General features: G+C 72.4%; 20 protein-coding genes. 13 read left to right on the top strand and 7 right to left on the bottom strand.

Annotated features, from left to right (window positions below; translation table 11 throughout):
* Positions 1–156: 156 nt before the first annotated feature.
* From IE198_RS00630 to IE198_RS00620, 3 genes are all read left to right on the top strand, one after another.
* The gene (locus IE198_RS00630; RefSeq protein ID WP_229833659.1) at positions 157–1,404 is read left to right on the top strand and encodes an extracellular solute-binding protein; all 1,248 of its coding nucleotides are present in this window, start codon (positions 157–159) and stop codon (positions 1,402–1,404) included.
* Positions 1,405–1,588: 184 nt separating this feature from the next.
* Complete coding sequence (locus IE198_RS00625; RefSeq protein ID WP_189881522.1) at positions 1,589–2,389, top strand: GNAT family N-acetyltransferase; 801 nt, start codon at positions 1,589–1,591, stop codon at positions 2,387–2,389.
* The gene (locus IE198_RS00620) at positions 2,386–3,255 is read left to right on the top strand and encodes a lysophospholipid acyltransferase family protein (protein ID WP_189881521.1); all 870 of its coding nucleotides are present in this window, start codon (positions 2,386–2,388) and stop codon (positions 3,253–3,255) included. Before IE198_RS00625 ends, IE198_RS00620 begins: the two co-directional genes overlap by 4 nt.
* Here the strand turns inward: IE198_RS00620 and egtD are convergent.
* The 4 genes from egtD to egtA are packed head-to-tail and all read right to left on the bottom strand — an operon-like array spanning position 3,150 to position 7,463.
* On the bottom strand, positions 3,150–4,112 hold the full coding sequence (gene egtD / locus IE198_RS00615; protein WP_189881519.1) for an L-histidine N(alpha)-methyltransferase: 963 nt from the start codon (positions 4,110–4,112) through the stop codon (positions 3,150–3,152). The two genes, IE198_RS00620 and egtD, sit on opposite strands and share 106 nt — an antisense overlap.
* Positions 4,109–4,864, bottom strand: coding sequence for an ergothioneine biosynthesis protein EgtC (gene egtC / locus IE198_RS00610; RefSeq protein ID WP_189881517.1), 756 nt, complete (start codon positions 4,862–4,864; stop codon positions 4,109–4,111). Before egtC ends, egtD begins: the two co-directional genes overlap by 4 nt.
* Positions 4,864–6,189 (bottom strand): ergothioneine biosynthesis protein EgtB, encoded by a 1,326-nt coding sequence (gene egtB, locus IE198_RS00605; protein WP_189881515.1) that lies wholly within the window; start codon positions 6,187–6,189, stop codon positions 4,864–4,866. Before egtB ends, egtC begins: the two co-directional genes overlap by 1 nt.
* Positions 6,186–7,463 (bottom strand): ergothioneine biosynthesis glutamate--cysteine ligase EgtA, encoded by a 1,278-nt coding sequence (gene egtA / locus IE198_RS00600; RefSeq protein WP_189881513.1) that lies wholly within the window; start codon positions 7,461–7,463, stop codon positions 6,186–6,188. The genes egtB and egtA overlap by 4 nt, the downstream gene beginning before the upstream one ends.
* A 138-nt stretch (positions 7,464–7,601) precedes the next feature.
* On the opposite strand from egtA, the gene IE198_RS00595 reads away from it, so the two are divergent.
* Positions 7,602–8,453 carry a TIGR02452 family protein gene (locus tag IE198_RS00595; RefSeq protein ID WP_189881511.1) on the top strand — a complete coding sequence of 284 codons (852 nt, stop codon included), beginning with the start codon at positions 7,602–7,604 and terminating at the stop codon, positions 8,451–8,453.
* On the opposite strand, the gene IE198_RS00590 is transcribed toward IE198_RS00595, so the two are convergent.
* Positions 8,438–8,935 (bottom strand): type II toxin-antitoxin system PemK/MazF family toxin, encoded by a 498-nt coding sequence (locus tag IE198_RS00590; protein WP_189881509.1) that lies wholly within the window; start codon positions 8,933–8,935, stop codon positions 8,438–8,440. The genes IE198_RS00595 and IE198_RS00590 overlap by 16 nt on opposite strands.
* Before the next feature lie 48 nt (positions 8,936–8,983).
* Between IE198_RS00590 and IE198_RS00585 the strand changes: the two genes are divergently transcribed.
* On the top strand, positions 8,984–9,253 hold the full coding sequence (locus tag IE198_RS00585) for a hypothetical protein (RefSeq protein WP_189881508.1): 270 nt from the start codon (positions 8,984–8,986) through the stop codon (positions 9,251–9,253).
* Positions 9,254–9,426: 173 nt separating this feature from the next.
* Here IE198_RS00585 and trxA read toward each other — a convergent pair whose 3' ends face one another.
* Positions 9,427–9,822, bottom strand: coding sequence for a thioredoxin (trxA, locus tag IE198_RS00580; RefSeq protein ID WP_189881507.1), 396 nt, complete (start codon positions 9,820–9,822; stop codon positions 9,427–9,429).
* A 118-nt stretch (positions 9,823–9,940) separates the two neighbouring features.
* On the opposite strand from trxA, the gene IE198_RS00575 reads away from it, so the two are divergent.
* From IE198_RS00575 to IE198_RS00565, 3 genes are all read left to right on the top strand, one after another.
* Positions 9,941–11,374 carry a dihydrolipoyl dehydrogenase family protein gene (locus tag IE198_RS00575; protein WP_189881506.1) on the top strand — a complete coding sequence of 478 codons (1,434 nt, stop codon included), beginning with the start codon at positions 9,941–9,943 and terminating at the stop codon, positions 11,372–11,374.
* A gap of 95 nt (positions 11,375–11,469) precedes the next feature.
* Complete coding sequence (locus IE198_RS00570) at positions 11,470–12,414, top strand: AEC family transporter (protein ID WP_189881505.1); 945 nt, start codon at positions 11,470–11,472, stop codon at positions 12,412–12,414.
* Positions 12,415–12,512: 98 nt separating this feature from the next.
* Entirely contained in the window at positions 12,513–13,478 is a 966-nt protein-coding gene (locus IE198_RS00565; RefSeq protein WP_189881504.1) for a pirin family protein, read from the top strand.
* Positions 13,479–13,539: 61 nt separating this feature from the next.
* Here the strand turns inward: IE198_RS00565 and IE198_RS00560 are convergent, their stop codons facing one another.
* On the bottom strand, positions 13,540–14,850 hold the full coding sequence (locus IE198_RS00560; RefSeq protein ID WP_189881503.1) for a COG1470 family protein: 1,311 nt from the start codon (positions 14,848–14,850) through the stop codon (positions 13,540–13,542).
* 188 nt (positions 14,851–15,038) lie between these two features.
* Between IE198_RS00560 and IE198_RS00555 the strand changes: the two genes are divergently transcribed.
* From IE198_RS00555 to IE198_RS00535, 5 genes are all read left to right on the top strand, one after another.
* Positions 15,039–15,689: a response regulator transcription factor gene (locus IE198_RS00555; protein ID WP_189881502.1), complete on the top strand. Its 651-nt coding sequence runs from the start codon at positions 15,039–15,041 to the stop codon at positions 15,687–15,689.
* 296 nt (positions 15,690–15,985) lie between these two features.
* Positions 15,986–19,954, top strand: coding sequence for a CARDB domain-containing protein (locus IE198_RS00550; RefSeq protein WP_189881500.1), 3,969 nt, complete (start codon positions 15,986–15,988; stop codon positions 19,952–19,954).
* 7 nt (positions 19,955–19,961) lie between these two features.
* Positions 19,962–20,627: a Pvc16 family protein gene (locus IE198_RS00545; RefSeq protein WP_189881497.1), complete on the top strand. Its 666-nt coding sequence runs from the start codon at positions 19,962–19,964 to the stop codon at positions 20,625–20,627.
* On the top strand, positions 20,627–22,648 hold the full coding sequence (locus IE198_RS00540) for an ATP-binding protein (protein WP_189881495.1): 2,022 nt from the start codon (positions 20,627–20,629) through the stop codon (positions 22,646–22,648). The genes IE198_RS00545 and IE198_RS00540 overlap by 1 nt, the downstream gene beginning before the upstream one ends.
* Positions 22,649–22,797: 149 nt before the next feature.
* The gene (locus IE198_RS00535) at positions 22,798–23,529 is read left to right on the top strand and encodes an eCIS core domain-containing protein (RefSeq protein WP_189881494.1); all 732 of its coding nucleotides are present in this window, start codon (positions 22,798–22,800) and stop codon (positions 23,527–23,529) included.
* Positions 23,530–23,531: the final 2 nt, after the last annotated feature.

Below are 23,531 nucleotides of genomic sequence, written 5' to 3'. Positions count from 1 at the left end.
GGTGCCCCGCGTCCGGCGCTCACCGGGTTCTCCGTCGGTTGCCGTACTTGACCGGACCTTTGGTACAGACCAAAATCCAGCCACACGCCCGTGCGAGCGCCGAGCGCTTCCCCCAACGTCGGGTCCATCCTCCGTGCCACGCAGAAGGTGTCCTACGTGAAGAAACGCTCGTTCGCCCTGCCCACCGCGCTCGTGTGTGCCGTCACGCTCGGCGGCTGCGGGGTCCTGCCCGGCGGTTCGCAGAAGACCGCCGTGGACATCTGGCTGATGCGGGACAGCGTCTCCGACGAGTTCCTCGAGCGTTTCACCAGCGCCTACGAGAAGGAGCACCCGTCCGTCGAGCTGAACGTCACCTTCCAGGAGTGGACGGGCATCGGCAAGAAGGTCATGACGGTGCTCGAGAGCGACGACGCCCCCGAGGTCATCGAGGTCGGCAACACCCAGGTCGCCCAGTACGCACAGAGCGACGCACTGCGCGACCTGACCTTGGAGGCGGTCCGGGACCTCGGCAGCGAGGAATGGCTGCCGGGCCTCGCGGAACCGGGCAGCATCAACGGCTCCCAGTACGGCATCCCCTGGTACGCGGCCAACCGGGTCGTCATCTACAACAAGGACCTGTTCGCTGCGGCGGGCATCCCTCAGCCGCCGAAGAACCGCGACGAGTGGCTGGGGATCTCCGAGAAGCTCGACGGCAACGGCCGGCAGGGCATCTACCTCTCGGGCCAGGACTGGTACACCCTCGCCGGGTTCGTCTGGGACGAGGGCGGACAACTGGCCGTCGAGAAGGGCGGCAACTGGGAGGGCGCCCTGCACACGAAGGCGGCGCTGCGCGGCATGGCCTTCTACAAGGAGCTCCAGTCGCACGGCGACGGACCGAAGGGCGCCGACGAGGTCACACCGCCCCAGGCGAACGTCTTCGCAAAGGGCGACGTCGCACAGATCATCGCGGTGCCGAGCGCGGTGCCCGCCATCGAGAAGGCCAACCCCGCGCTCAAGGGGAAGCTGGGCTTCTTCCCGGTGCCCGGAAGGACGGCCGAGGCGCCGGGCGCCGTGTTCATCGGAGGCTCCGATTTGATCGTGCCCGAGAACGCGCGCGAACGGTCCGCCGGCGTCGAGGTGGTCAAGGCGCTCGCGAGCGAGAAATGGCAGACCGAGCTCGCGCTGGCGATGAACTACGTGCCCAACAAGACGACTCTTGCCGGCGTCATCGAGGGCAACGAGGGCACGGCCGCGATGGCGGCCGGCGCCGCACAGGGCCGCGCCACCCCCAACTCCCCCCAGTGGGCCGCGGTCGAGGCCGACAACCCGATCAAGCCGTACATGACGGCCGTCCTCCAGGGCCAGGACCCGGCACGTGAGGCCCGCGCAGCCTCCGGCAGGATCACGGCGGCGCTCCGCCCCTGATCCGGCGGCGTCTCAGCCGGCCTTCCGGGCCCAAGGGCGAGGTCGGTCCGGTCGCCCGGCATTCAGAGTTCTCACATCCGCTCTCCGCCGGGCGGTCATGTCGAATCCAGCCGGCCACGGAAGAAACAAGGAGCCGGGCCGCCGCACCCGCGGTCCGTCCCTCCGTCCGGCACAGGAGACCGCCATGCCCGCATCCCCGCTCGTCGTCCCCGCTCCGTTGCCCGCCCCCGCCCCCGGACCTGCCCAGGGCGACACACCCCGCTACGTGGTCTCGCTCGCCCGCGACCAGGAAGAGGTCCGTGCCGCCCAGCGACTGCGACACCAGGTCTTCGCCGGGGAGATGGGCGCCCGGCTCGACGGGCCCGAGCCCGGCCTGGACACCGACGCCTTCGACGCCTACTGCGACCACCTGCTCGTCCGCGAGGCGGACACCGGCGACGTCGTCGGCACCTACCGGCTGCTCCCCCCGGAGCGCGCCCGGATCGCCGGCCGCCTCTACTCGGAGAGCGAGTTCGACCTCACCCGCCTCGGCCCGATCCGGGACGACCTCGTCGAGGTCGGCCGCTCCTGCGTCCACCCACTGCACCGCAACGGCGCCGTGATCGCCCTCACCTGGGCGGGCCTCGCCCGTTACATGACCCGCACCGGCCACAACTGGCTGGCCGGCTGCTGCTCCGTCCCGCTCACCGACGGCGGCACCCTCGCCGCCGCGACCTGGGACACCGTACGGACCAAGAACCTCGCGCCCGAGGAGTACTGGGTGACACCGCACAGGCTCTGGAACGCCGGGACCGTCACCCGCTCCGCCGACTACACCGAGCTGCCGCCGCTGCTGCGCGGCTACCTCAGGCTCGGCGCCTGGGTGTGCGGCGCCCCCGCCCACGACCCCGACTTCAATGTCGCCGACCTCTACGTCCTGCTGTCGCTGCGCCGCACCAACCCCCGCTACCTGCGCCACTTCCTCTCCCTCGCACCGGTGCGATGAGCGTCTGGCTGCCCACAGCGCCCTGCACACCCCAGGGCTGCGCCACTCACCGCCAAGCCACGGCCGGACCGGTCAGGGCCGCCGTCCGACTGCTGGCCGGCCTGGCGGCCGTCGCCTCGGGCGTGCTGCTCGGCCCGTTCGCGGCGCTGCTCGCTCTGGCCCTGGGCACCGCCGTCCGTCACCGGCTGACCCGCTGCTGGGCACGGGCCGTGCTGCGGGCGTTCGGCGTACGGGTGCGGGTCGTCGGCGTGCCGCACGGCCTGCGGGGCTCGCTCGTCGTCGCCAATCACATCTCGTGGCTGGACATCCCGCTGGTCGCCGCCGTGCTGCCGGGGCGGATGCTCGCCAAGAGCGAGGTGCGTTCATGGCCCCTCCTCGGGCCGATCGCCGCTCGCGGCGGGACCCTCTTCCTGGAGCGCGACCGGCTGCGCACGCTGCCCGCCACCGTGGCGGTGATGGCCGGCGCGCTGCGCACGGGGGCGCGGGTCGTCGTCTTCCCCGAGGGCTCCACCTGGTGCGGCCGCGGCCGGGGACGGTTCCGGCCCGCTGCCTTCCAGGCCGCGCTCGACGCCGGCGTCGCCGTCCAGCCCGTACGCATCACCTTTTCTCCGACCGGAGCGGCGGCCTTCGTCGGTGACGACCCGCTGCTCGCCTCCCTGTGGCGGGTCGTGACGGCCAGGGCGCTCACCGCGGAGATCCGGCTGTTGCCGCCGATCCTCCCCGGAAGCCGGCCCGACCGCCGCTCACTGGCCCTGGCCGCTCAGCTCGCCGTCGCGAGCGACAGTGCGAACCTGCCCTCCTTGTCCGTCCACCAGTGCGTCAGTTCCATGCCCGCGGCGACCAGCTCGGTCCGCACTCCGTCCTGACGGAACTTCGCGGACACCTCCGTGCGCAGTTCCTCGCCCGCTTCGAAGGGCACCACCAGATTCAGCTCCGGAATCTTCACCGTGAGCGCCGAACGCGCCCGCAGCCGCATCTCGATCCACTCGTTGTCGCGGTCCCACAACGCCACATGGTCGAAGTCGCCCGGATCGACGTCCGCCCCCAGCTCCCGGGCGACGACGGCGAGCACGTTCTTGTTGAACTCGGCCGTCACCCCGGCCGCGTCGTCGTACGCCCGGACCAGCACCGCCTCGTCCTTCACCAGGTCCGTCCCCAGCAGCAGGAAGTCGCCCGGATCCAGCAGGGTGCGCACCGACCTCAGGAACACCTCCCGCTCACCCGGCAGCAGATTGCCGATCGTGCCGCCCAGGAACGCGACCAACCGCGGGCCCGGCGTGCCGGGCAGTGCAAGCCCCCGGGTGAAGTCGGCGATCAAGGCGTGCACGTTCAGCGACGGGCGCTCGGCGAGCAGCGCCTCGGCCGCGCCCGTCAGAGCGCTCTCGCTCACATCCACCGGAACATAACTCTGCAGGTCGGGCAGCGAGTCGAGCAGGTATCGGGTCTTCTCGGAGGAGCCGGACCCGAGCTCCACAAGGGTCTTCGCCCCGGTGGCGGCTGCGATCTCGGGCGCCCGGTCGGCGAGGATCTCCCGCTCGGCACGGGTCGGGTAGTACTCGGGGAGCCGGGTGATCTCCTCGAACAGCTCGCTGCCGCGCGCGTCGTAGAACCACTTCGGCGGCAGGGACTTCGGTGTACGGGTCAGGCCGTGCAGCACGTCGCCACGCAGCGCGGCGCCCGTCGCGTCCTCGGGCAGGGTGCGGGTCAGCAGGAACGGGCTCACTTGATCGGCTCCTTGAGCTCGGTCAGCAGGATCTCTGTGCGGGTCGCGGTGAGCAGGGTGCGATCGGGCACCTCCTGCCAGCGCGGATCGTCGTCGTACGGCTCGGAGGCCACGACCGTGCGCCGGCCGGGCTCGGCGAGACACCAGAGGGTGTCGCCCCACGCGGTCGCGGCGATCGCCGTGCCGTCGGTGAGGAGCAGGTTCAGCCGGGAGTCCGGCGAGGCCGCGGCCGTGTCACGGACGGTGTCGGCGAGCGCCTGGCCGAGGCTGTCGCCCGCGCTCAGCCGGTGCAGCACCAGCGCCCACAGCAGCGCCGAGTCGTTGCGGGCCTCCATCGACAGCAGTTCGTCAGCCGGCAGCGCGCCGGCGAGCGCACCCATCGAGGCGGGCCAGCCGCGCACCGCCCCGTTGTGGCTGAACAGCCATGGCCCGGAGGCGAACGGCGCCGCCGCGGCCTCGCCGTCCGCGCCGGGCGCGGTGGCGTCCCGTACGGCGGCGAGCACCGCGGAACTGCGCACCACTCGCGCCAGGTCGGTGAACGACAGGTCCGCCCAGATCGGCCCCCCGCGCCGGTAGCGGGCGGGCACTGGATCGCCGTCCGCATACCAGCCGACGCCGAAACCGTCGGCGTTGACCGTGCCGTAGCGCTGCCGGCGCGGCGCCCACGACTGGCGCAGCAGACCGTTCGCGGGCGCGACGAGCAGCTCGCCCAGCGGCTCCGGCGGTCCCAGTAGAGCGATATGACGGCACATCAGGCCATGCCCCCGTCCCTGCCGCTCCGCTCCTCGGCGTCCCGCGCCGTCCGGAATCCGGAGAAGATCTGGCGGCGCACCGGCAGGTCCCAGTTGCGGAACGTGCCCCGGCAGGCGACCGGGTCGACGGCGAAGGAACCGCCGCGCAGCACCTTGTACTCGCTGCCGAAGAAGACCTCCGAGTACTCGCGGTAGGGGAACGCGGCGAAGCCGGGATACGGCAGGAAGTCGCTCGCAGTCCACTCCCAGACGTCGCCGATGAGCTGCCGTACGCCCAGCGGCGAGGCTCCCTCGGGGTAACTCCCCGCGGGGGCGGGCCGTAGATGGCGCTGGCCGAGGTTGGCATGCGCCGCCGAAGGGTCCTCGTCGCCCCAGGGGTAGCGGCGGACCCGGCCGGTACCCGGATCGTGCCGGGCGGCCTTCTCCCACTCGGCCTCCGTGGGCAGCCGGCGCCCCGCCCAGCGGGCGTAGGCATCGGCCTCGTACCAGCTGACATGCAGGACGGGCTCGTCGGGCGGCACCTCCTCCGTCACACCGAAGCGGCGGCGCAGCCACACGCCGCCCTCCCGCCGCCAGAACAGCGGCGCGCCGATCTTGTGCTGCCGGATCTGGTTCCAGCCCTCTGCGGCCCACCAGCGCCGGTCGCGGTAGCCGCCGTCCTCGATGAAGGCCTGGTACCGGCCGCAGGTGACCGGGACGGTGTCGATGTGGAATGCCGGCACGATGCGCTTGTGCGCGGGCCGCTCGTTGTCCAGCGCCCACGGCTCCGTGGACGTGCCCATCGTGAACGCCCCCCCGGGCACGAGGACTTCGGACGGCAGCGGGCCCGTGTCATGGGCGGGCGGCTCGGGCGCGGAAAGCGCGGCCGGACCCTTCCGAAGCTGATGGGTGATCAGCATGGTCTCGTCGTGCTGCTGTTCGTGCTGGGCGATCATCCCGAACGCGAAGCCGGCGTCCACCAGCGGACCACCCTCGAACGGGGTCCGCTCCAGGATGTCCAGCACCCGGCCCCGGACGTCGGAGGCGTAGATCCGTGCTTCCGCCGGCGCCAGCAGCGGGAGGGAGGGACGCATCGCGCGGGGATGCTCGAAGGCGTCGTAGAGGGAGTCGATCTCGGGCCGCAGCGCATCGCCCTTGCCGACGGTGCGCAGCAGCCACTGCTCCTCCTGGTTGCCGATGTGGGCCAGGTCCCAGACCAGCGGTGACATCAAGGGAGAGTGCTGCGCGGTCAGATCACGGTCGTCCACGCAGGAAGTGAGAGCGGCGGTACGGGTACGGGCACGGGTCAGCGCGTCGAGGGCCTGACGCCGCAGTTCGTCGGTCATGTGCCGGACTCCTTCGCCACGGAGGGGATGCGCATGTCGTCGGCGGGACACCGGCCCCGCAGGACATGGCGGTCGTTGAAGCGGGCGACCGCGTCGCGGACGGGAGTGGACACGTCGAGCCGTTCCAGCGCGTCCAGCGCGGCGGCGAAGCACGTCACGGCGGCGGCGTGAAGCTCCTGGTCGGCCAGGCCGTGCCGAGCCGCCGCCACCCACAGGGGGTTGCGCGGCGCGGGTGCGTGCGCGTCCATGCACTCGGCGAGCGGCTTGAGCGCGCGGTACACGGTCTCCGCCGCTTCCGGATCGTCGAAGAGCGCGGCGGCGACCGCCAGCGGCACCATCCAGCCGTCCTCGCCGGACTGCGCGTCGATCATGCGCAGTTCGAGATGCCCCCGCGGCCTCACGGGTGGGAACAGCGTCGTCAGGTGGTACTCGAGGTCCCGAGCCGTCGCCGCCCGCGGTGAACCGGAGCGCAGCCACTGCCGGAAGGTGAGCCCCTGCGGCAACTGCCAGGCGCCTTCCGGCATGCGCACACACATCACCGGGGCGTCGAGAGCGTGGGCCGTCCATGCGGAACGCGGTTCCGCCTCCAGCGGCGGCGCCATGGGGCGCACGGGGTCGAGCATGTTCCACACCGCCTGGCGGCTGGAGCGCCAGCCGGTGCGGCGCCCGGCCAGCACAGGGGAGTTGGCGAACGCCGCCAGCAGCACGGCGCCGACCAGATGGGCGAGCCGCCAGCGGCGGCCGTGGCCGAGCGGCCCGGGCTCCTCCTCACCGGCGTCCAGACAGACCTGGACGGAGGCGGAACTGCACATCATGGTGCGTCCGAAAGGACCGGAACGGTCGAGGTACGTCTCCATCGCGTCGTAGCGCGGTTCATGGAGGAGGCGGCGGGGCGGATGCCAGGGATCCAGTCCCAGCCCGTTCAGAGTCAGGCCTGCCGGGCGGAGCGCCGCTCGTACCGCGTCCAGGTCGGCGGCCGTGGAGTCGATGCACTCCATCAGGGAGGCGGCGGGGCGCGAGCTGAGCTCCAGCTGGCCGCCCGGCTCGAAGGTGAGCGCGGAATTCAGGGGCAGGGCGCGTATGTCGTCGAAGGCCGCCTCGAGGCGGCCTTGAGCCACCGGTTTCTCCGGTTGCTCCCGTGCGTGGACCAGCCACTCCAGCTCCACACCGACGGTGCGGGGCGGGCCGGTCTTGAAGCAGATACATCGGAGCAGGTCCTCGGCCTCTGCCTCGGACATCGGACGGCCGAAGTCGTCCGTCCCGGATGGGTGCATGATCGGCTCCTCCTGTCGAAGGGACTCTGCCAACCTAAGGCCACGGCCTCGGCCCCGCACAAGAGCGCACCTTCGGAGCCGAATGCCCAGCGGAAATGTGTTTGCCGCCGTCACCCGAGGTTCTCGATGATGTCGGCCATGAGTGCACGACTGCGGGGGATCGCGAAACAGACCGAGGAGATCGTCGAGGCCGGGGTGTACCGTCTGCCCGGCGGACGCGAGGTGCCCATTCGGCAGGAGCTCACAGTGGCGCTGGAGGGCACGCGGATGTACGGCCCCGCGCCTGTCGCGGTCATGCCGGACACCGACCGTGTCACCGCCTTCGAGGTCACGGGCGAGAGCAGCACACAGGCGGCGCGCCGGCTCACCGGCGCCGGATCCGGCCCGGTCGCCGTTCTGAACTTCGCCTCCGCGCGCAATCCCGGCGGCGGTTACCTGGGCGGGGCGCAGGCGCAGGAAGAGGCGTTGTGCCGGGCCTCCGCGCTGTACGTCACGCTGCTGCGGGTGCCCGGGTTCTACGGCCACCACCGCGCCGAACGCAGCGTCTTCTACACCGACCGGGTGATCCTCTCCCCGGGCGTGCCCGTCTTCCGTGACGACCGCGGCCGCCTGCTGGAGCAGCCGTACACGGTCGGTTTCCTCACCTCACCCGCGCCCAACGCCGGGGTCATCACCCGCCGCACCCCGGGCGAGGCCCACCGCATCCCCGCCGCGCTCGCCTCGCGCGCCGAGCGGGTCCTGGAGACGGCGGTCGCCGGCGGCTACCGCCGTCTCGTCCTCGGAGCATGGGGCTGCGGCGTGTTCCGCAACGATCCGGCGGTGGTGGCCGGCGTCTTCCATGGGCTGCTGACCGGCGAGGGGCGGTTCGCCGGCCACTTCGACGAGGTCGTCTTCGCGGTCCTCGACCGGTCCGGTACATCACCCGCCCCGGCCGCCTTCCGCAGCGCCTTCGCGGACCGGCTCGGCGCGGGCGTTCAGCTCCAGCCGTAGCGCTTCCGCAGCCGCTGCACGACCCGGTCGAACCGGGGCCGGTCCAGCGCGCTCGCCTCTCGGCGCATGCCCGCCTCGTGCACCCGCAGCACCCGGTCCAGGTCCACCCACGACTCGCGCCCGGAGCTGTCCCACGGTCCGACGCCGATCGGCACCCACTCGCGGTCGTGGTCGTGACGCCTGCTGGACAGCTGTACGGCGAGCAGCGTGCCCGCCGCCTCCCGGGCCACCACCAGCACCGGCCGGTCCTTGCCGCGGCCGTCGTTCTCCTCGAACGGCACCCATGTCCACACGATCTCGCCCGGGTCCGGATCGCCGTCCCGGTCCGGGGCGTACGAGGTGCGCACCGGCCCGACGCGCGCCGGATCGGCCTCCGTCGTGGCGGTCGGGCCCGTGCTGCCGGGCAGATCAGGGGAGGCGTCGGTGCGCGAGGAGCCGTGCGGGCGGGGTGCGCCGGTCGCGGGTGCGGTGGAACGAGTCATCCCGTCACCGTAGTGCGCGGTGCGCGGCGGGTGTCTAGCGTCGCCTGCATGAACACTCAACCGCAGCGCTTCGGGATCCTCGTGCTCCCTGAAGCCGTCGAAGCCCACGACACCGCCACGCTCACCCGGAACGCGATCCGCTCCGCCGTCGTCGACGCCACCGGAGAACAGGGCGCCTCCGGCTACCCCCGATACGTCGGCGACGGCGTCGAGGCCGACATCGACCCGGAGACCCGCGCGGTGGAGGCGCTGCTGGTGGACGGCGCGGAGCTCTCACTGGGCCTGGTGGCCCGGGTCGTCGACGCGAGCGAGGTGTAGCGGGACGGCCCGCTGCGCGGCTCGTACTGGAGCGCCGACCCGGACGCCGGCACGGACGCACTGCACAGATGCACGGACGCGCAGAGCACGGACCCACAGACCGAAAGACGTGCGGGGCGTGATCGGGCCCTCGTCCCTCACGCCCCGCACGTACGACTGGCCGTCGGGCCGCGTCAGGCCCCCTGGCTGCCGTCGGGAGCGGCAGCGCTCTTCTGGGCGTCCTCGATCGACTTGCGGACCTCGTCCATGTCCAGCGCACGGGCCTGTCCGATGACGTCCTCCAGGGACGACTCGGGCAGCGCGCCGGGCTGGGCGAAGACCGCGACGTTGTCGCGCACGATCATCAGCGTGGGGATCGAACGGATCTCGAAGGCCGCCGCCAGCTCCTGCTGGGCCTCGGTGTCGACCTTCGCGAACACCAGGTCGGGGTGACGCTCCGACGCGCCCTCGAAGACCGGCGCGAACTGGCGGCAGGGACCACACCAGGAAGCCCAGAAATCGATCAGGACGAAGTCGTTGTCGGTCACGACCTGATCGAAGTTGTCCTTGGTGAGCTCAAGGGTGCTCATGACGTGCTACCTCTTCCTGATGTCCGGCGGACTCGCCCCCGACAACGGTGCCCGGGGCCGTGCTATTCCTGCCCCTGCCCATGTGGCCAAGGCGCACACCCCGCATCAGACTGGCCCTATGACCCGAGCTGTGGAGTACGACGTCGTAGTGCTGGGCGCGGGCCCGGTCGGGGAGAACGTGGCGGATCGGACCAGAGCGGCGGGCCTGAGCACCGCGGTGGTGGAGAGCGAACTCCTCGGCGGCGACTGCTCGTACTGGGCGTGCATGCCGAGCAAGGCGCTGCTGCGCCCGGTCATCGCCAGGGCCGACGCCCGCAGGCTGCCCGGCCTGAGCAGCGCGGTGCAGGGCCCTCTCGACACGAAGGCCGTACTCGCCCGCCGTGACGAGCAGGCGTCGAACTGGAAGGACGACGGCCAGCTGGCCTGGCTGGACTCCATCGGCGCCCGCGTCTACCGCGGCAAGGGCGCTCTGCACGGCCCCAAGAAGGTCGTCGTGTACGGCCCGGAGGGCGAGCACCACTCGCTGACCGCGCGGCACGCCGTCGTCGTCAGCACCGGCAGCCGGGCCGTGCTGCCCGACATCCCCGGACTGGCCGGCGCCGGTGCGTGGACGAGCCGCGAGGCGACGAGCGCCCGTGAGGCGCCGGGGCGGCTGGCGATCGTCGGCGGGGGAGTGGTCGGCGTCGAGATGGCCACCGCCTGGCAGGCGCTGGGCTCGCAGGTCACCATGCTCGTGCGCGGCGGGGGGCTGCTGCCCAGAATGGAACCGTTCGTGGGCGAGCTCGTGGCCGAAAGCCTCAAGGAGGCCGGCGTCACGATCCGGACGGACACCGACGTGACCGCCGTCGAGCGTCCCGGCGGCAGCGGCCCCGCGACGCTGGTCCTCGCCGGCGGCGAGCGCGTCGAGGCCGACGAGATGCTCTTCGCGACGGGCCGCGCACCGCGCACCGACAGCATCGGACTCGAGACCGTCGACCTGGAACCGGGCTCATGGCTGAAGGTCGACGACAGCTGCCGTGTCGAGGGCACGCAGTGGCTGTACGCGGTCGGTGACGTCAACCGTCGGGCGCTGCTCACCCATCAGGGCAAGTACCAGGCACGTATCGCCGGGGACGTCATCGCTGCCAGGGCGCAGCACGTCCCGCTGCTGGAGTCCGACCGCTGGGGTGCGCACTGCGCGACGGCCGACCACGCCGCCGTGCCGCAAGTCGTGTTCACCGACCCCGAGGCGGCGGCCGTGGGCCTGTCGCTCGCAGAGGCGCAGCAGGCAGGACACCGGGTCCGCGCCGTCGACTACGACCTCGCCTCGGTCGCCGGCGCCGGGCTGTACGCGGAGAACTACCGCGGCCACGCCCGCATGGTCGTCGACCTGGATCGCGAGATCCTGCTCGGCGTCACCTTCGTCGGGGCGGGCGTCGGCGAACTGCTGCACTCGGCCACGATCGCGGTGGCCGGAGAGGTGCCCGTCGACCGGCTGTGGCACGCGGTCCCGTCCTTCCCGACGATCAGCGAGGTCTGGCTGAGGCTGCTGGAGACGTACCGGGCAGGCTGATCGGTCTTTCCCTTTTTCCCCTGCCCCGGACCGGGAGCCGCCCTTTGGAACGGGGCGCCGAAGGGGCTTTGATCATCGTCGGGCATGCTGGCCCGGTGACCGTGCTCTCCGGCTTTCTGCCCATCTGGGTGATCACCGCGCTCGGCTGGGCCGCCGGCCGCTTCGACGTACTCGGACCGCACGCGCAATCCGTACTGGGCCGGTTCGCCTTCGCGTTCGCCATGCCCGCGCTGCTCTTCCTCGCACTGTCGCGCGCCCGGGTCTCCGATCTTGCGAACCCCGGGGTCGCCGTCTTCGCCGCCGGCGTCCTCATCATGCTCGGGCTCGGCCTGCTGATCGAACGGTGGGTGTTCCGCCGCAAGCGGGCCGAGCGGGCGATAGGTGCCATGGCGGGCGCCTATGTGAACTCCGCCAACCTGGGCATACCGGTGGCCGTGCACGTACTGGGCGACGCCTCGTTCATGGTCGCGGCCGCCCTCTTCCAGACCCTGTTCGTCACACCCCTGATCCTGACCCTGCTGGACCTCGAAGCCGCACCCGGTGCAGCCGGCACGCGCCGCCTTCTGCGGCTGCCGCTGCGCAACCCGATCATCCTCGCCTCGGCGGCAGGCGTCGCGGCGGCCGCCCTGGACCTGCGCCTGCCGGAGGCGGTGACCGCACCGGCCCAGATGCTCGGCGCCGCCGCCGTCCCCACGGCGCTCTTCGCGCTCGGCATGTCCCTGGGCACCCGCAAGGCGGGGCCCGCCGACGCACTGCCCGCGGAAACGGCGCCGGCCGTGCGTGCCGAGCGGCTCGTCCTGGTCACCCTCAAAACGGTTGTCCAGCCGCTGCTCGCCTACGCGCTCGCCCGCTGGGTGTTCGGCCTCCAGGGCAAGGACCTGCTGGCGGTCGTTCTGTGCGCGGGTCTGCCGACGGCCCAGAACGTGTTCCTCTTCGCCGCCCAGTACCGCCTGGACACCCGGCTCGTCTCGGACACCGTCGTGCTGTCCACCGTGTGCTCCATGGGGTCCCTGTCCGTGATCACATGGCTCCTCGCCTGATCCTCGGCGCGGCTGCCCGGCCGCCGCACCACGACCGAGACGAAACTCGGGCGCTCGGGGTGGACTCCCGGTGCCCGTACGGGAATAGGTTGTGCACCATGAGCAATCTCGATCGTCAGGCCACCCCCTCCGTATGCGGCGGTCGTGGGTTCGTCGTCGCCGAGCCCGTCCGCGAACTCCTCAGCCCCCGCAGGGTCCCGCTCGGCGAATCCACCGAAGTCCGCCGCCTGCTGCCCAACCTCGGCCGCCGCATGGTGGGCGCCTGGGCCTTCGTCGACCACTACGGCCCCGACGACATCGCCGACGAGCCGGGCATGCAGGTGCCGCCGCACCCGCACATGGGCCTGCAGACGGTCAGTTGGCTGCACGAGGGCGAGGTCCTGCACCGCGACAGCACCGGCGCTCTCGCCACCATCCGCCCACGGGAACTGGGGATCATGACGTCCGGGCGGGCGATCAGCCACTCCGAGGAGAGCCCCAAGCCGCACGGCCGTTTCCTGCACGGCGCCCAGCTGTGGGTGGCGCTGCCCGCGGAGCACCGCCACATCGATCCCCACTTCCAGCACCACACCGACCTGCCCCGGGTCACCGCCCCCGGGCTGACCGCCACGGTCGTCCTCGGCTCCCTCGACGGCGCGACGTCACCGGGCCCGACGTACACCCCGATCGTGGGCGCGGATCTCGCTCTGGCCCACGGAACGGAGGTACGGCTGCCGCTCGACCCGGACTTCGAGTACGCGGTCCTCTCCATGTCCGGCGAGGCCCACGTCGACGGCGTGCCGGTCCTTCCAGGCTCGATGCTCTACCTCGGCTGCGGCCGCTCCGAACTCCCCCTGCGTGCTGCGTCCGACGCCGGCCTGATGCTGCTGGGCGGCGAGCCGTTCGAGGAGGAGATCATCATGTTCTGGAACTGGATCTGCCGGTCCCAGGAGGAGATCGCACAGGCCCGCGAGGACTGGATGAACGGCTCCCGGTTCGGCGAGGTCAAGGGCTACGACGGCCCTCCGCTTGCTGCCCCCGAACTGCCGGCGACGCCGCTGAAGGCGCGGGGGAGAGTGCGCTGAGCCGGGGCGTGCGACCTGCGGCTGCCAAGGCTTCTTCTTACCGCACGGTCCCGGACGCCTGTCACTCCAGGGTGCCGCTGAAGAGCACCGCCGAGTTGCAGCGGTCGGGGGCCGGGCCGGAGGGCGGGCGGCCCACTGTGCGGCAGGTGAGAGTCACCGTGACCTTCTGCTCCGGGCCCGCCAGGATCGCCGATGCCCAGTGGAAGTCCTGCTCGCGGAAGTTCTCCAGCGCGGGAGCGAGGAGTGTCTTGCCGCCCACCGACAGCATGATGGTGCCCGCGTCGCCCTGCGGGTTCTCCAGGACCAGATCCGTAAGGCGCAGCACCTTGCCGTCCGGGACCGTGTACGTCGCCGCGGCTGTGCCCCCCGCGGGCGCCGAGGAGGTCAGGCGGTGCGAGAACAGGGCGGCCTGCGGGAGCGGGGCAGGGCCGGTGCCCGGAGTCGCCGAGGCCGACGGGGACGGGGCCGCGCTGCCGCCCGGGCCCGGCTTGTCGCCGCCGGCGCCCGCCGAGGCGGCTTCCTTGGCCTCGTCCGCCGCGTCCTTGGCCTCGGCCGCCTTGGACTCCGCCGCTTCGACCGGGGCCTTCACCGCCTCCTTGGCAGCGCTGCGGACGACCGGCCGCAGCAAACCGAACCACAGACCCGCCAGCACACCGAGGAGCACCAGCAGCGCGATCAGCAGCTTCAGCAGGCCCGCCGAGACGATCGGATGCTGCACGAGACTGCCGTCGAGCGGCTCCGGGGCCACCTCCGGCGCCCCCTCCGGCCCGGGGGACGGGGCCGCGATCACCTGGAAGACGTGCGGCACGTCCACCCCGCGCCACATCCATCTCTTCGGCTTGACGGGCAATGTCACGAACGCCGCCCGGCCGGGCTCCACCACTGTGGGCCCGGAAGGCAGCCCGAACTTCAGCAGATCACCTTGATCCTTGCCCGAAAGGGCAACGTACAGGGGATAGTTGCCGCGGTTGTCCAAGGCCACCTGGAATCGGGCACCCGTGCGGCCCTGCCCGAGTCGCGGGCTCAGTTCCGCAGTGAAGTCGGCGTACGGCCGGATGTGGAGGACGCCCTCGGGCACCGTGGCGCAATGCGGTTGTTCTTGAGGCAACACCCTTACGGCGTAGAGGAGTTCACCGGGGGGGACCGTGGTGTCCCGGGGTGGGCGGACCACCAGCTCCACCTGCCCGCCCGTGCCGGGGTTGAGGGACAGCGTCGCGGGCTCGACCACACTCCAGTCGGCGGCGGGACCCAGGATCTCGAAACTGTAGGCCTCGACGATGTTTCCGCCGTTGCGGATTTCGAGCGGGATCCGTGCCTCCTCGCCGGGCAGCACCGCGCCGGGAGAGGTATCCAGATGAGCGGAAGTGGTCATGAGGGCACGGTAGGGACCCGGGCCGGAGCGCTCCGCTCCCCTACGGACACACCCAGGGGCACGTTGCGTTGCCCGTTGAGCCGGCGTGGAGTGGCTGCTGACTGCCCGGGTGTTCACTGGACGACCGGTGCGGAAGTGCCTGGATTGAGGCGCATGGCGTGGGGACGCCGAACAGGGGGATGCCGAACATGCGATACCAAGGAGAGAGCGGCGCGGAGCGTATCGGGGTGCGGCTGATGGCCCAGGACCCGATCTCGCGCGCCGGACTGGCGGGGCAGTTGAGGAACTGTCCCCGGCTCCAGCTGCTGGGCGAGGAGGAGGAGTACGACGGGCCGGCCGTGGCCGTCGTGTCCGTGGACCGGATCGGGGAAACGGAGATGCAGACGTTGCGCCGTTTCCAGCGAGGCGGTGGATGCGGCACCGTGCTCGTGGCCACCGAGATCGACGATGCGGGGCTGGTCGCCGCCGCCGAATGCGGAGTGCTGGGTGTCGTCCGACGAGCCGAGGCGTCCACTGAGCGGCTGGTGCAGGTCATCACGGCGGCGGCGAGCGGCGAGGGCAGCGTGCCCGCGGACCTGCTGGGGCGGCTGCTGGACCAGGTGGGGCGGCTGCAGCGACAGGTGCTGGATCCGCGCGGCCTCGCGTTCACCGGGCTGGCCCCTCGGGAGGTCGATGTGCTGCGGCTGATCGCCGAGGGCAGCGACACCGCGGAGATCGCGCGGACACTGGCCTTCTCGGAGCGTACGGTCAAGAACATCCTCCATGACGTGACGACGCGGCTGCAGCTGCGCAACCGTTCGCACGCCGTGGCGTACGCGATGCGGCAGGGCTTCATCTGATACGGCCCGGACCCGGCCCGCGCGAAGGGCCGGCCCGGCGCGGTCGGTCCCAGTCGCCGGGCACGCTCGTTCTCGCTCGGCCCCGACGTGTTGCCTCTTAGGGCAGTCGGGGCTACCCCGACCGGTGCCCCTTCCCGGGCTGCCTGCGGGGTGCGCTTCGGGACAGGATTGTTCTGAGGAGGGCTGCCCGGATGCTGTCGGCGCCGTCCCGGGGCACCCCCGGGAGACGCGGGGGAAACGTCCGGCGGACGCGCGTGCTTGAAGGTGTTTTCCGCTCCGTCCGTGGGCGGCGAGGAGTGGCTCTGCTGCTCGGCATGGTGCTCGTGGGCGCGACACCTGCCACGGGTCCCGCCGTCACGGCTGCCGAACCCCCGCCCGTGCGGGCCGTGGACGACCCCCAGCCCGACCCGGGCCGGATCGCGTACATAGGCGACGGCCCCCATCGCAGCGTGGCCACGATAGGCACGCACGGCGCCCTGACGCCCTTGCTGCCGCCCGGCGCGGCCGGCAATGACTGCCAGGCGTCGGCACGCGGCGACGACATGGTCTGGGTCAGCGACCGCAGCGGCACGGGGGAGGGGCTGTTCCGGCGCACCGGCGACGGGCCGGTGACCCCGGTCGTGCAACTGGACGGCGGGCGGCTGGCCGATCCCGTGCTGTCCCCGGACCGGCGCTTGATCGCCTTCGTGTCCTGGGAGAACGACGACGGCGAGGGCAGCCGCACGTCGGCCGACCGCTGCGACGACTCCCGCGGCCGGTTCGGCGGCGCGCAGCCCTCCGTATGGGTGGTCCGTACGGACGGCACCGGGCTGCGCGAGGCCGTCAGGAACGCGGACTGGGCCGACTGGTCCCCCGACGGCACGGAGTTCGTCTTCACGCGCGACGAGCGGGCCTACCGTACGACCGTTGCCGCGGGCGGTGCGGAGGTCCCGGTCTCGTACGGGGAGACTCCGGCGGCCAAGCCGGTCTGGGAGCCCGCAGTCCCTGGCGGCAGGAACCGGATCGCGTACATCACCCGCACCGGCGAGGATGAGCAGGCGCTCGCCACGGTCCCCGCGGCCGGCCGCGGGGAGACGCCGGCCGACATCCTGGCGGTCGGGGAGCGCTACCAGTACGGACGACACGGCGCCGCATGGAAGCCCGACGGCAACGAGCTGGTGTTCCTGTCCGGTGAGCCGTACCTCGTCGACGCCGGGGCCGAAGCCTGCGGCACCTGCCGGGGCACGCCGCTGTTCGACCCCGACGACGTGGTGCCGTACGAGACGGAGAACGTCGGCTGGTTCAGCCCGGCCGGGGGCGAGCCTGCCGTCCTGGTGTCCGGGAAGGACCCCGAGGACTTCAACATCGAGAGCCAGCGGGCCGCTGTACCGCTGGACCGTCTCGAACTGCGGGCCGCACAGGGCGAGGAGAGCGCCCTGGCCGACCCCGCGTACGCGCCGGACGGGCGCAGGACGGCCTTCGTACGGACCACTGGGAGGCCGGATGCACCGGACAGCGAGCGGATCCTCGTGGGGGACGAGCTCGGGCTGGCCCGGGCGGTGCCGCTCCGGTACGAGGGAATGGACGAGGGGGAACATCAGGAGCGGCCGGCCTGGTCCCCGGACGGAACCAGGCTGGCCTTCGCCCGGTCGGCGCCTCCCGACCCCGACGTGCCGGATCCGGCTGCGGAGATCGTGGTCGTGGACATCTCCCGGGGACCGCAGGACGGGCAGCTCCTCCACGTGGTGCCGAAGCGGACGAGGCCCGGATACGGGTGCTACTCGGACGACCGCGACCCGACCTGGTCACCGGACGGCGGCAAGCTCGCCTTCTCGCGGTGGAGTTACTGCTCGAGGATCAATGCGGTTCCGGGGGAACCGCTGAAGGGGCCGGCCCCGGGTGGCGCCAGGATCGCCGTCGACGACGACAGCGGTGGTACGGCGGACGGCGGCGGGCCTCCTCTCGACGACGGACCGCCTTCGGACGACGGCGCCGGAACGTCGGACGGTCCCGTCCGATTCCGTGACGACACCCGCGACCGCCACATCTGGACCGCCGAGGCGAAGCCGGGCGGCGTGCAGTTCGACGTGTCGGCCGCCCAGTGCGGCAGTCCCGACTGCGCCGTGGTCGACCTGCGGCCCGCCTACCGGCCCGGCACCGGCAGCATCGCCTTCGTCCGCCAGACCAGTGTGCCGAGCGAACCCGGTCTGCGCGCTGCACCCGTCTCGGGCTACGAAGGGCCGCGGATGGTGCTCGAGGTGGGCGACGACGGCACCCGCTGCCGAGGACTGGTGCCTTTCGCAAACGCATGCCCTCTCGCCGTGCCCCCTGACGACGGCGACGGGCCGGGCTACGACATGCCGGACAACCCCGCGTGGTCGCCCGACGGCCACCGGCTGGCCGTCGATGTGGTGGTGTCCGGCTGGGACTCGGTGACCGACCGCCGGATCCGCGTGGTCGACCCGGCCAACGGCGAGGGAGAGACGCTGCCCGGCAAGCTCCACAACGGGCAGCAGCAGCCAACCTGGAAGCCGAGCTCCGACCTGCGGGTCCACCTCACCACACGCGACTCGCCGCTGATGCTGGGCGACAGGGGAACGGTCGTCCTGGTCGTGTGGAACCACGGCGTGGCCGACTCCCCCCGCACCAGGGTCCGCGTCGAGCTGCCGACCGGACTGGACTTCGTCGCGCCGTCCGACCCGGAGGGGGCTTGCACGACCGATCCGGCCGGCGCCCGGCAACTGGTGTGCGAGGTGGGCGTGCTGACGTCCGGCACCAAGGTGCGCATCGAGCTGCCTGTGAAGGGCGCGGCACCCGGTTCTCAGACGATCGCGGCGACCGCCGAGGGCGGGCTGAGTGACCATCAGCCCGAGGACAACACCGACGACCTGGTGGTGGTGGTCGTGGTCCCGGACCTGGCGGTCACCGCCACGGCCACCCCGCCGGTCATCAAGATCCGCGAGCACTCGACCGTCGGGTTCACGGTCCGCAACGACGGCACCGCAACGGCCGGGAACGTCCGCCTCACGCTGACCGTTCCGCCAGGTCTCACACTCGTGTCCGGCACGGAATGCCCGGCCGCGGGCTGCGACCTCGGCAGTATCGCTCCCGGTGCGGAGAAGAAGGTGACCCTCGTCTACACGGCCGAGAACGCCTTCTCCGGGACGATCGAGGGCAGGGCGACCGCGACCACGCGGGACATCAACCCCGACAACGACCGCGCGTCGGTGGACCTGACCGTCGTCGACCCCCGGATGCCCGACCCGGCGATCTCCGTGACCGCGGCGCCCTCCCGGATACCGGCCGGTGACCGGTCGACCGTCGTCTACACGGTACGCAACCTCGGTGACGCCCCCGCGAAGTCGGTGTTGCTGACGCCCGTACTGCCGAGCGGGCTGACGGTCGTCACGGCCACACCCGCGTGCCCCGCCACCGGCTGCGCCCTCGGGGACCTGGCCCCAGGAGCCAGGGTGACCGTGACCCGGGTGGTGACCGCGAACAACGCCCTGCGCGGGTCCGTCGCCGGTACGCTCACCACTCCCGGCCCCGACACCAACCCGGGGAACAACTCCGCCTCGGCGCCGCTGACCGTGGACGAGCGGCCGCCGCCTCCGCGGCGCTCCGCGGACCCCTCCGTCTCGGTGACCGCCGGACCGCGCACGGCCTACTCGGGCGGCCGGATCACCGCCGAGGTGAGCGTCCGTAACGGCGGGCCGGTCACCGCCACCGGGTTGACGCTGAAGGTCGTCGTGCCGCCCGGGCTCCGGATCGTGTCGGTGTCCCGGCCGCCGTGTCCGACCGCGGACGGCTGCGGGCTCGGGAGCCTGGCGCCCGGGGCCCGTACCACCGTACGGCTGCAGTTGGCGGCGGACGGGGCGCTGACCGGGGCGATCACGGCGGCGGTCACCACAACAGGATCGGACAGCAACCCCGCCAACAACACGTCGAGCGCACCGCTGACCGTGCGTCGACCCGTGCTCCGGCTCGACCCCGAGCTGGGACCGCCCGGTGCGGTCACCCACGCCCGCGGCAGTTCCTTCCCGCCCGGGGCCACGGTCCGGCTGCGCTGGAGCGAGGGCGTGACGGCGGCGTCCGCGCCGCTGGTGGTCCGCGCGGACGGGACCTTCTCGGCCCCGGTGCTCGTGCTCGTACAGGACGCGCTGGGGCCGCGGGAACTGCGGGCGACGCACGACGCAGTGCCCGTGCCGCTGTTCCGCGAAGTGAAGGCCGAGTACCTGGTGGTGCCCGGAGCGCTGCAGCCGTCCGACTTCCAGTGGCGCAGGTGAACCGGACATGATCCATGAAGTGGACGAGGCGCTGCGGGACCTGGTGCGAGGGGAGGCGCTGGGGGAGGGCGCGGACGTCGAGGTCGTCCTCGACGCACCGACCCGGGACTGGGCGGCCCGGCGCAACACCCCCACCGTGAACCTCTACCTGTACGACATCCGGGAGGACCTGCGGCGGCGCTCGCGCGGACGGCAGAACATCTATGACGAGCAGGGCCGGGTCACCGCCCGGACCCTGCCGCCCCGTTACTTCAAACTCTCGTACCTGATCAGTGCGTGGACCCAGCGGCCGGAGGACGAACACCGGCTGTTGTCCTCTCTGTTGGCGTGCTTTCTCCGGCATGACGCACTGCCGGGCGGGCGGCTGGGGCCCGAGCTGACGGCAACAGGGCTGCCGGTGCCGGTCTCGATCGCACTGCCACCCCCGGAGGACCGGGCGTTCGCGGATGTGTGGTCGGCGCTGGGAGGGGAGTTGAAGCCTTCGCTCGACGTCGTGGTGAGCGCGCCGGTCACCACGGCACCGGTCTACCCGGCAGGGCCACCGGTGGAGGAGGGGCTGTCGGTCGACCTGTCGGACGTCCATGCGCCGACCACCGCCCCCGCGTCCGTGCCCCTCCCGGCGCCGCGTGGCCCGCGACGCGCCCGCCGCCCGGGCGACCGGACGGGAGCCTGATGGACCATCTGCTGGGACGGCTCGGGATCGTCGAGGCGCGGGTACGCCGGGCCGTCCAGGCACGACGGGCCGTGGACCCGGAGGCGGACGACCCCTTCCGGGGTCTGTACCTGTCGGAGGACGCGGTCCTGCGGATCCTGGACGAGACCCAGGCGGTGCCATGGCCGGACGACCCGGTGGACGTGCCCGCCCGGGAGGCCGTGGAGCGGGCTGCCGAGACCTCCAGGCTGACCGCACTCCAACAGAACTTCGGCCTGACGCCGCTGGACGTGGAGCTGCTGCTCATCGCGCTGGCACCGGACCTCGACCGCCGGTTCGAGCAGCTCTACGGCTATCTCAACGACGACGTGACGCGCCGGCGCCCGACGATCGGGCTGGCCCTGGGCCTGTGCGGCGTGGCCGCCGTCTCGGCCGGTGCGCGGGGCCGGCTCGCAGCCGACGCACCGCTGGCGGAGCGTGGACTGCTGCTCGTGGAGGAGCCGGAGCGCCCCTTCCTGGGCAGGTCGTTGCGGGTCCCGGACCGGGTCACCAGCCATCTGCTGGGTGATGACGCCATGGACCCCGTACTGGTGGACGTGATGCGCCCCGTGCGTGCCGGGGCCCTGCCCGAGGGGGTCCTGGGCGATCTGCCGGAGCGGCTCGCCGGTGCCGTCCGGGACGCGATCTCGCCGGTGTATCTACGGGAGGCCGCGGGCGGCACCGCGCAGGAGCTGGCCGCCGACGCCCTGGCCGGGGCGGGGCGCACGGCGTTCACCCTGGACCTGGCGCGGCTGGCCCGGCAGACCGGCCCCGAGGCACTGGTCCGGGCGGCCGGCCGGGAGGCCGCACTGGAAGGGGCGGGCCTGATCGCGGCCCCGGTCGAGGCGCTGGCCGAACGCCTGGAGCTGTTGCGGGCCCTGGCCGGGTTGTCCGTACCGGTGCTGCTGGCAGGCCAGGCGGGCTGGGACCCGCAGTGGTCGGACCGTACGCCTCTGATGGTGGACGTCGAGCGGCTGGGGGCCGCGGCGCGGGCGGCGCTGTGGCGACAGGTGCTGGGGGACGGGAGTTCGGGGGACGCCGTGGCGGCCTTCGTACTCACCCCCGAGCAGATGCGGCGCGCGGCGTCGACGGCACGGCAGCAGGCGGTCCTTGGGGGAGGCGCGGTGGGCGAGGCGGAACTGCTCCACGGCGCGCGGGCGCAGAACACCTCCGGCCTGGAGCGACTGGCCCGCCGGATCCAACCGGCGGTGGGCTGGGACGACCTCGTACTCCCCCTGGGCGTACTGGGCCAACTGCGAGAGCTCGCAGCGCGGGCCAGGCACCGGGACCGGGTGCTGGGGGACTGGGCGATGCGGCCGGGAGGAGGGCGAGGACACGGGGTGATGGCGCTCTTCGCCGGGGACTCGGGCACCGGCAAGACGATGTCCGCGGAGGTCATCGCCGGGGCGCTGGGACTGGACCTGTACACGGTCGATCTGGCGACGGTCGTGGACAAGTACGTGGGAGAGACGGAGAAGAACCTGGAACGGATCTTCACTGAGGCGGCGGGTGCCAACGGGGTGCTTCTCTTCGACGAGGCGGACGCTGTCTTCGGCAAGCGTTCCGAGGTGAAGGACGCGCACGACCGCTACGCCAATGTGGAGAGTGCGTATCTGCTGCAGCGGATGGAAACGTTCGACGGGCTGGCGGTGCTGGCGACGAACCTGCGGGCGAACCTGGACGAGGCGTTCACGCGCCGCCTGGACCTGGTGGTGGACTTCCCGCTGCCGGACGCGGAGCAGCGGGAGGCGCTGTGGGACCGCTGCCTGGGCACGGCGCTCCCACGGGCGGACGACCTTGACCTGGCCTTCTGCGGGACGGCGTTCGAGCTGGCGGGTGGCGACATCCGCTCGGCGGCGGTCACGGCGGCCTACCTGGCGGCGGAGGCTGAGCGTCCGGTCTCGATGGCGGATCTGGTGGCGGCGGTGGCGAGGGAGTACCGGAAGCTGGGCCGGCTGTGCCTGGAGAGCGAGTTCGGGCCGTATGTGGGCCTTGTGCGGTAGCCGTCGGCCGGTGCCTTCTGCCCGAAGGGGCAGCCGGCCTGCCCGCAGGGGGCACCAGGGGCCTCTATCCGAAGCGCGCCGTACAGCGGATGGTGACGGGTGAGCCAGGCGAACCGAGCCTCACAGCGGCACCCGGGTCAGGGGGAGAGATGCAGGGACACGAACACGGCCACGAGCACGACGCGGAGTGCGTGGCCGGTCCGCGGCCCAAGGCCGAGCAGGACGACGCGGGAGCCTCCGACGCTCTGCTGCTCAAGGCGGCGGCCGGCGGGCGGGCCGATGTGCTGGGTCCCGGCGGGATGCTGCGGCTGCAACGGGCCCTCGGCAACAGCGGTGTCGGGGCGGCGGTGCAGCGTTCCTCCGTCCACGACGTGGTGAACTCCGGTGGCGGCCGGCCGCTCGACGCCGAGGTCCGCGCCGACATGGAGGCCCGGCTCGGGCACGACTTCGGCGACGTACGGGTGCACACGGACTCCGTCGCGCACGAATCGGCGAAATCCGTCAACGCCCATGCCTACACGGCCGGTTCGCATGTCGTGTTCCAGCGGGACGCCTACGATCCCGGCTCCCACCAGGGCCGTACCACCCTGGCGCACGAGCTCACACACGTCGTGCAGCAGCGGTCGGGGCCGGTGGACGGCACCGAGACCGCCGGGGGCATCAAGGTCAGCGATCCGTCCGACCGGTTCGAGCGCGAGGCCGTGGCCAACGCCGAACGGGTGATGTCCGCCCCGGCCCCTGTGGTAGCCGCCGCCTCGGTGCAGCGAGAGGCCGAAGAGGGCCAGGAGGCCGAGGAGGCCCAGGAGACGTCCGTACAGGGCATGTTCGTGCAGCGCGCGGCGGCCGAGGAGGCCGAAGAGGACGAGGCCCCGGCGGAGTAGGG

It is taken from the genome of Streptomyces xantholiticus (assembly GCF_014651015.1).
In the GTDB taxonomy this organism is placed as follows: Bacteria; Actinomycetota; Actinomycetes; order Streptomycetales; family Streptomycetaceae; genus Streptomyces; species Streptomyces xantholiticus.
Note: the sequence above shows the minus strand (reverse complement) of the source record. Positions and strands in the feature narration are given on the sequence as shown.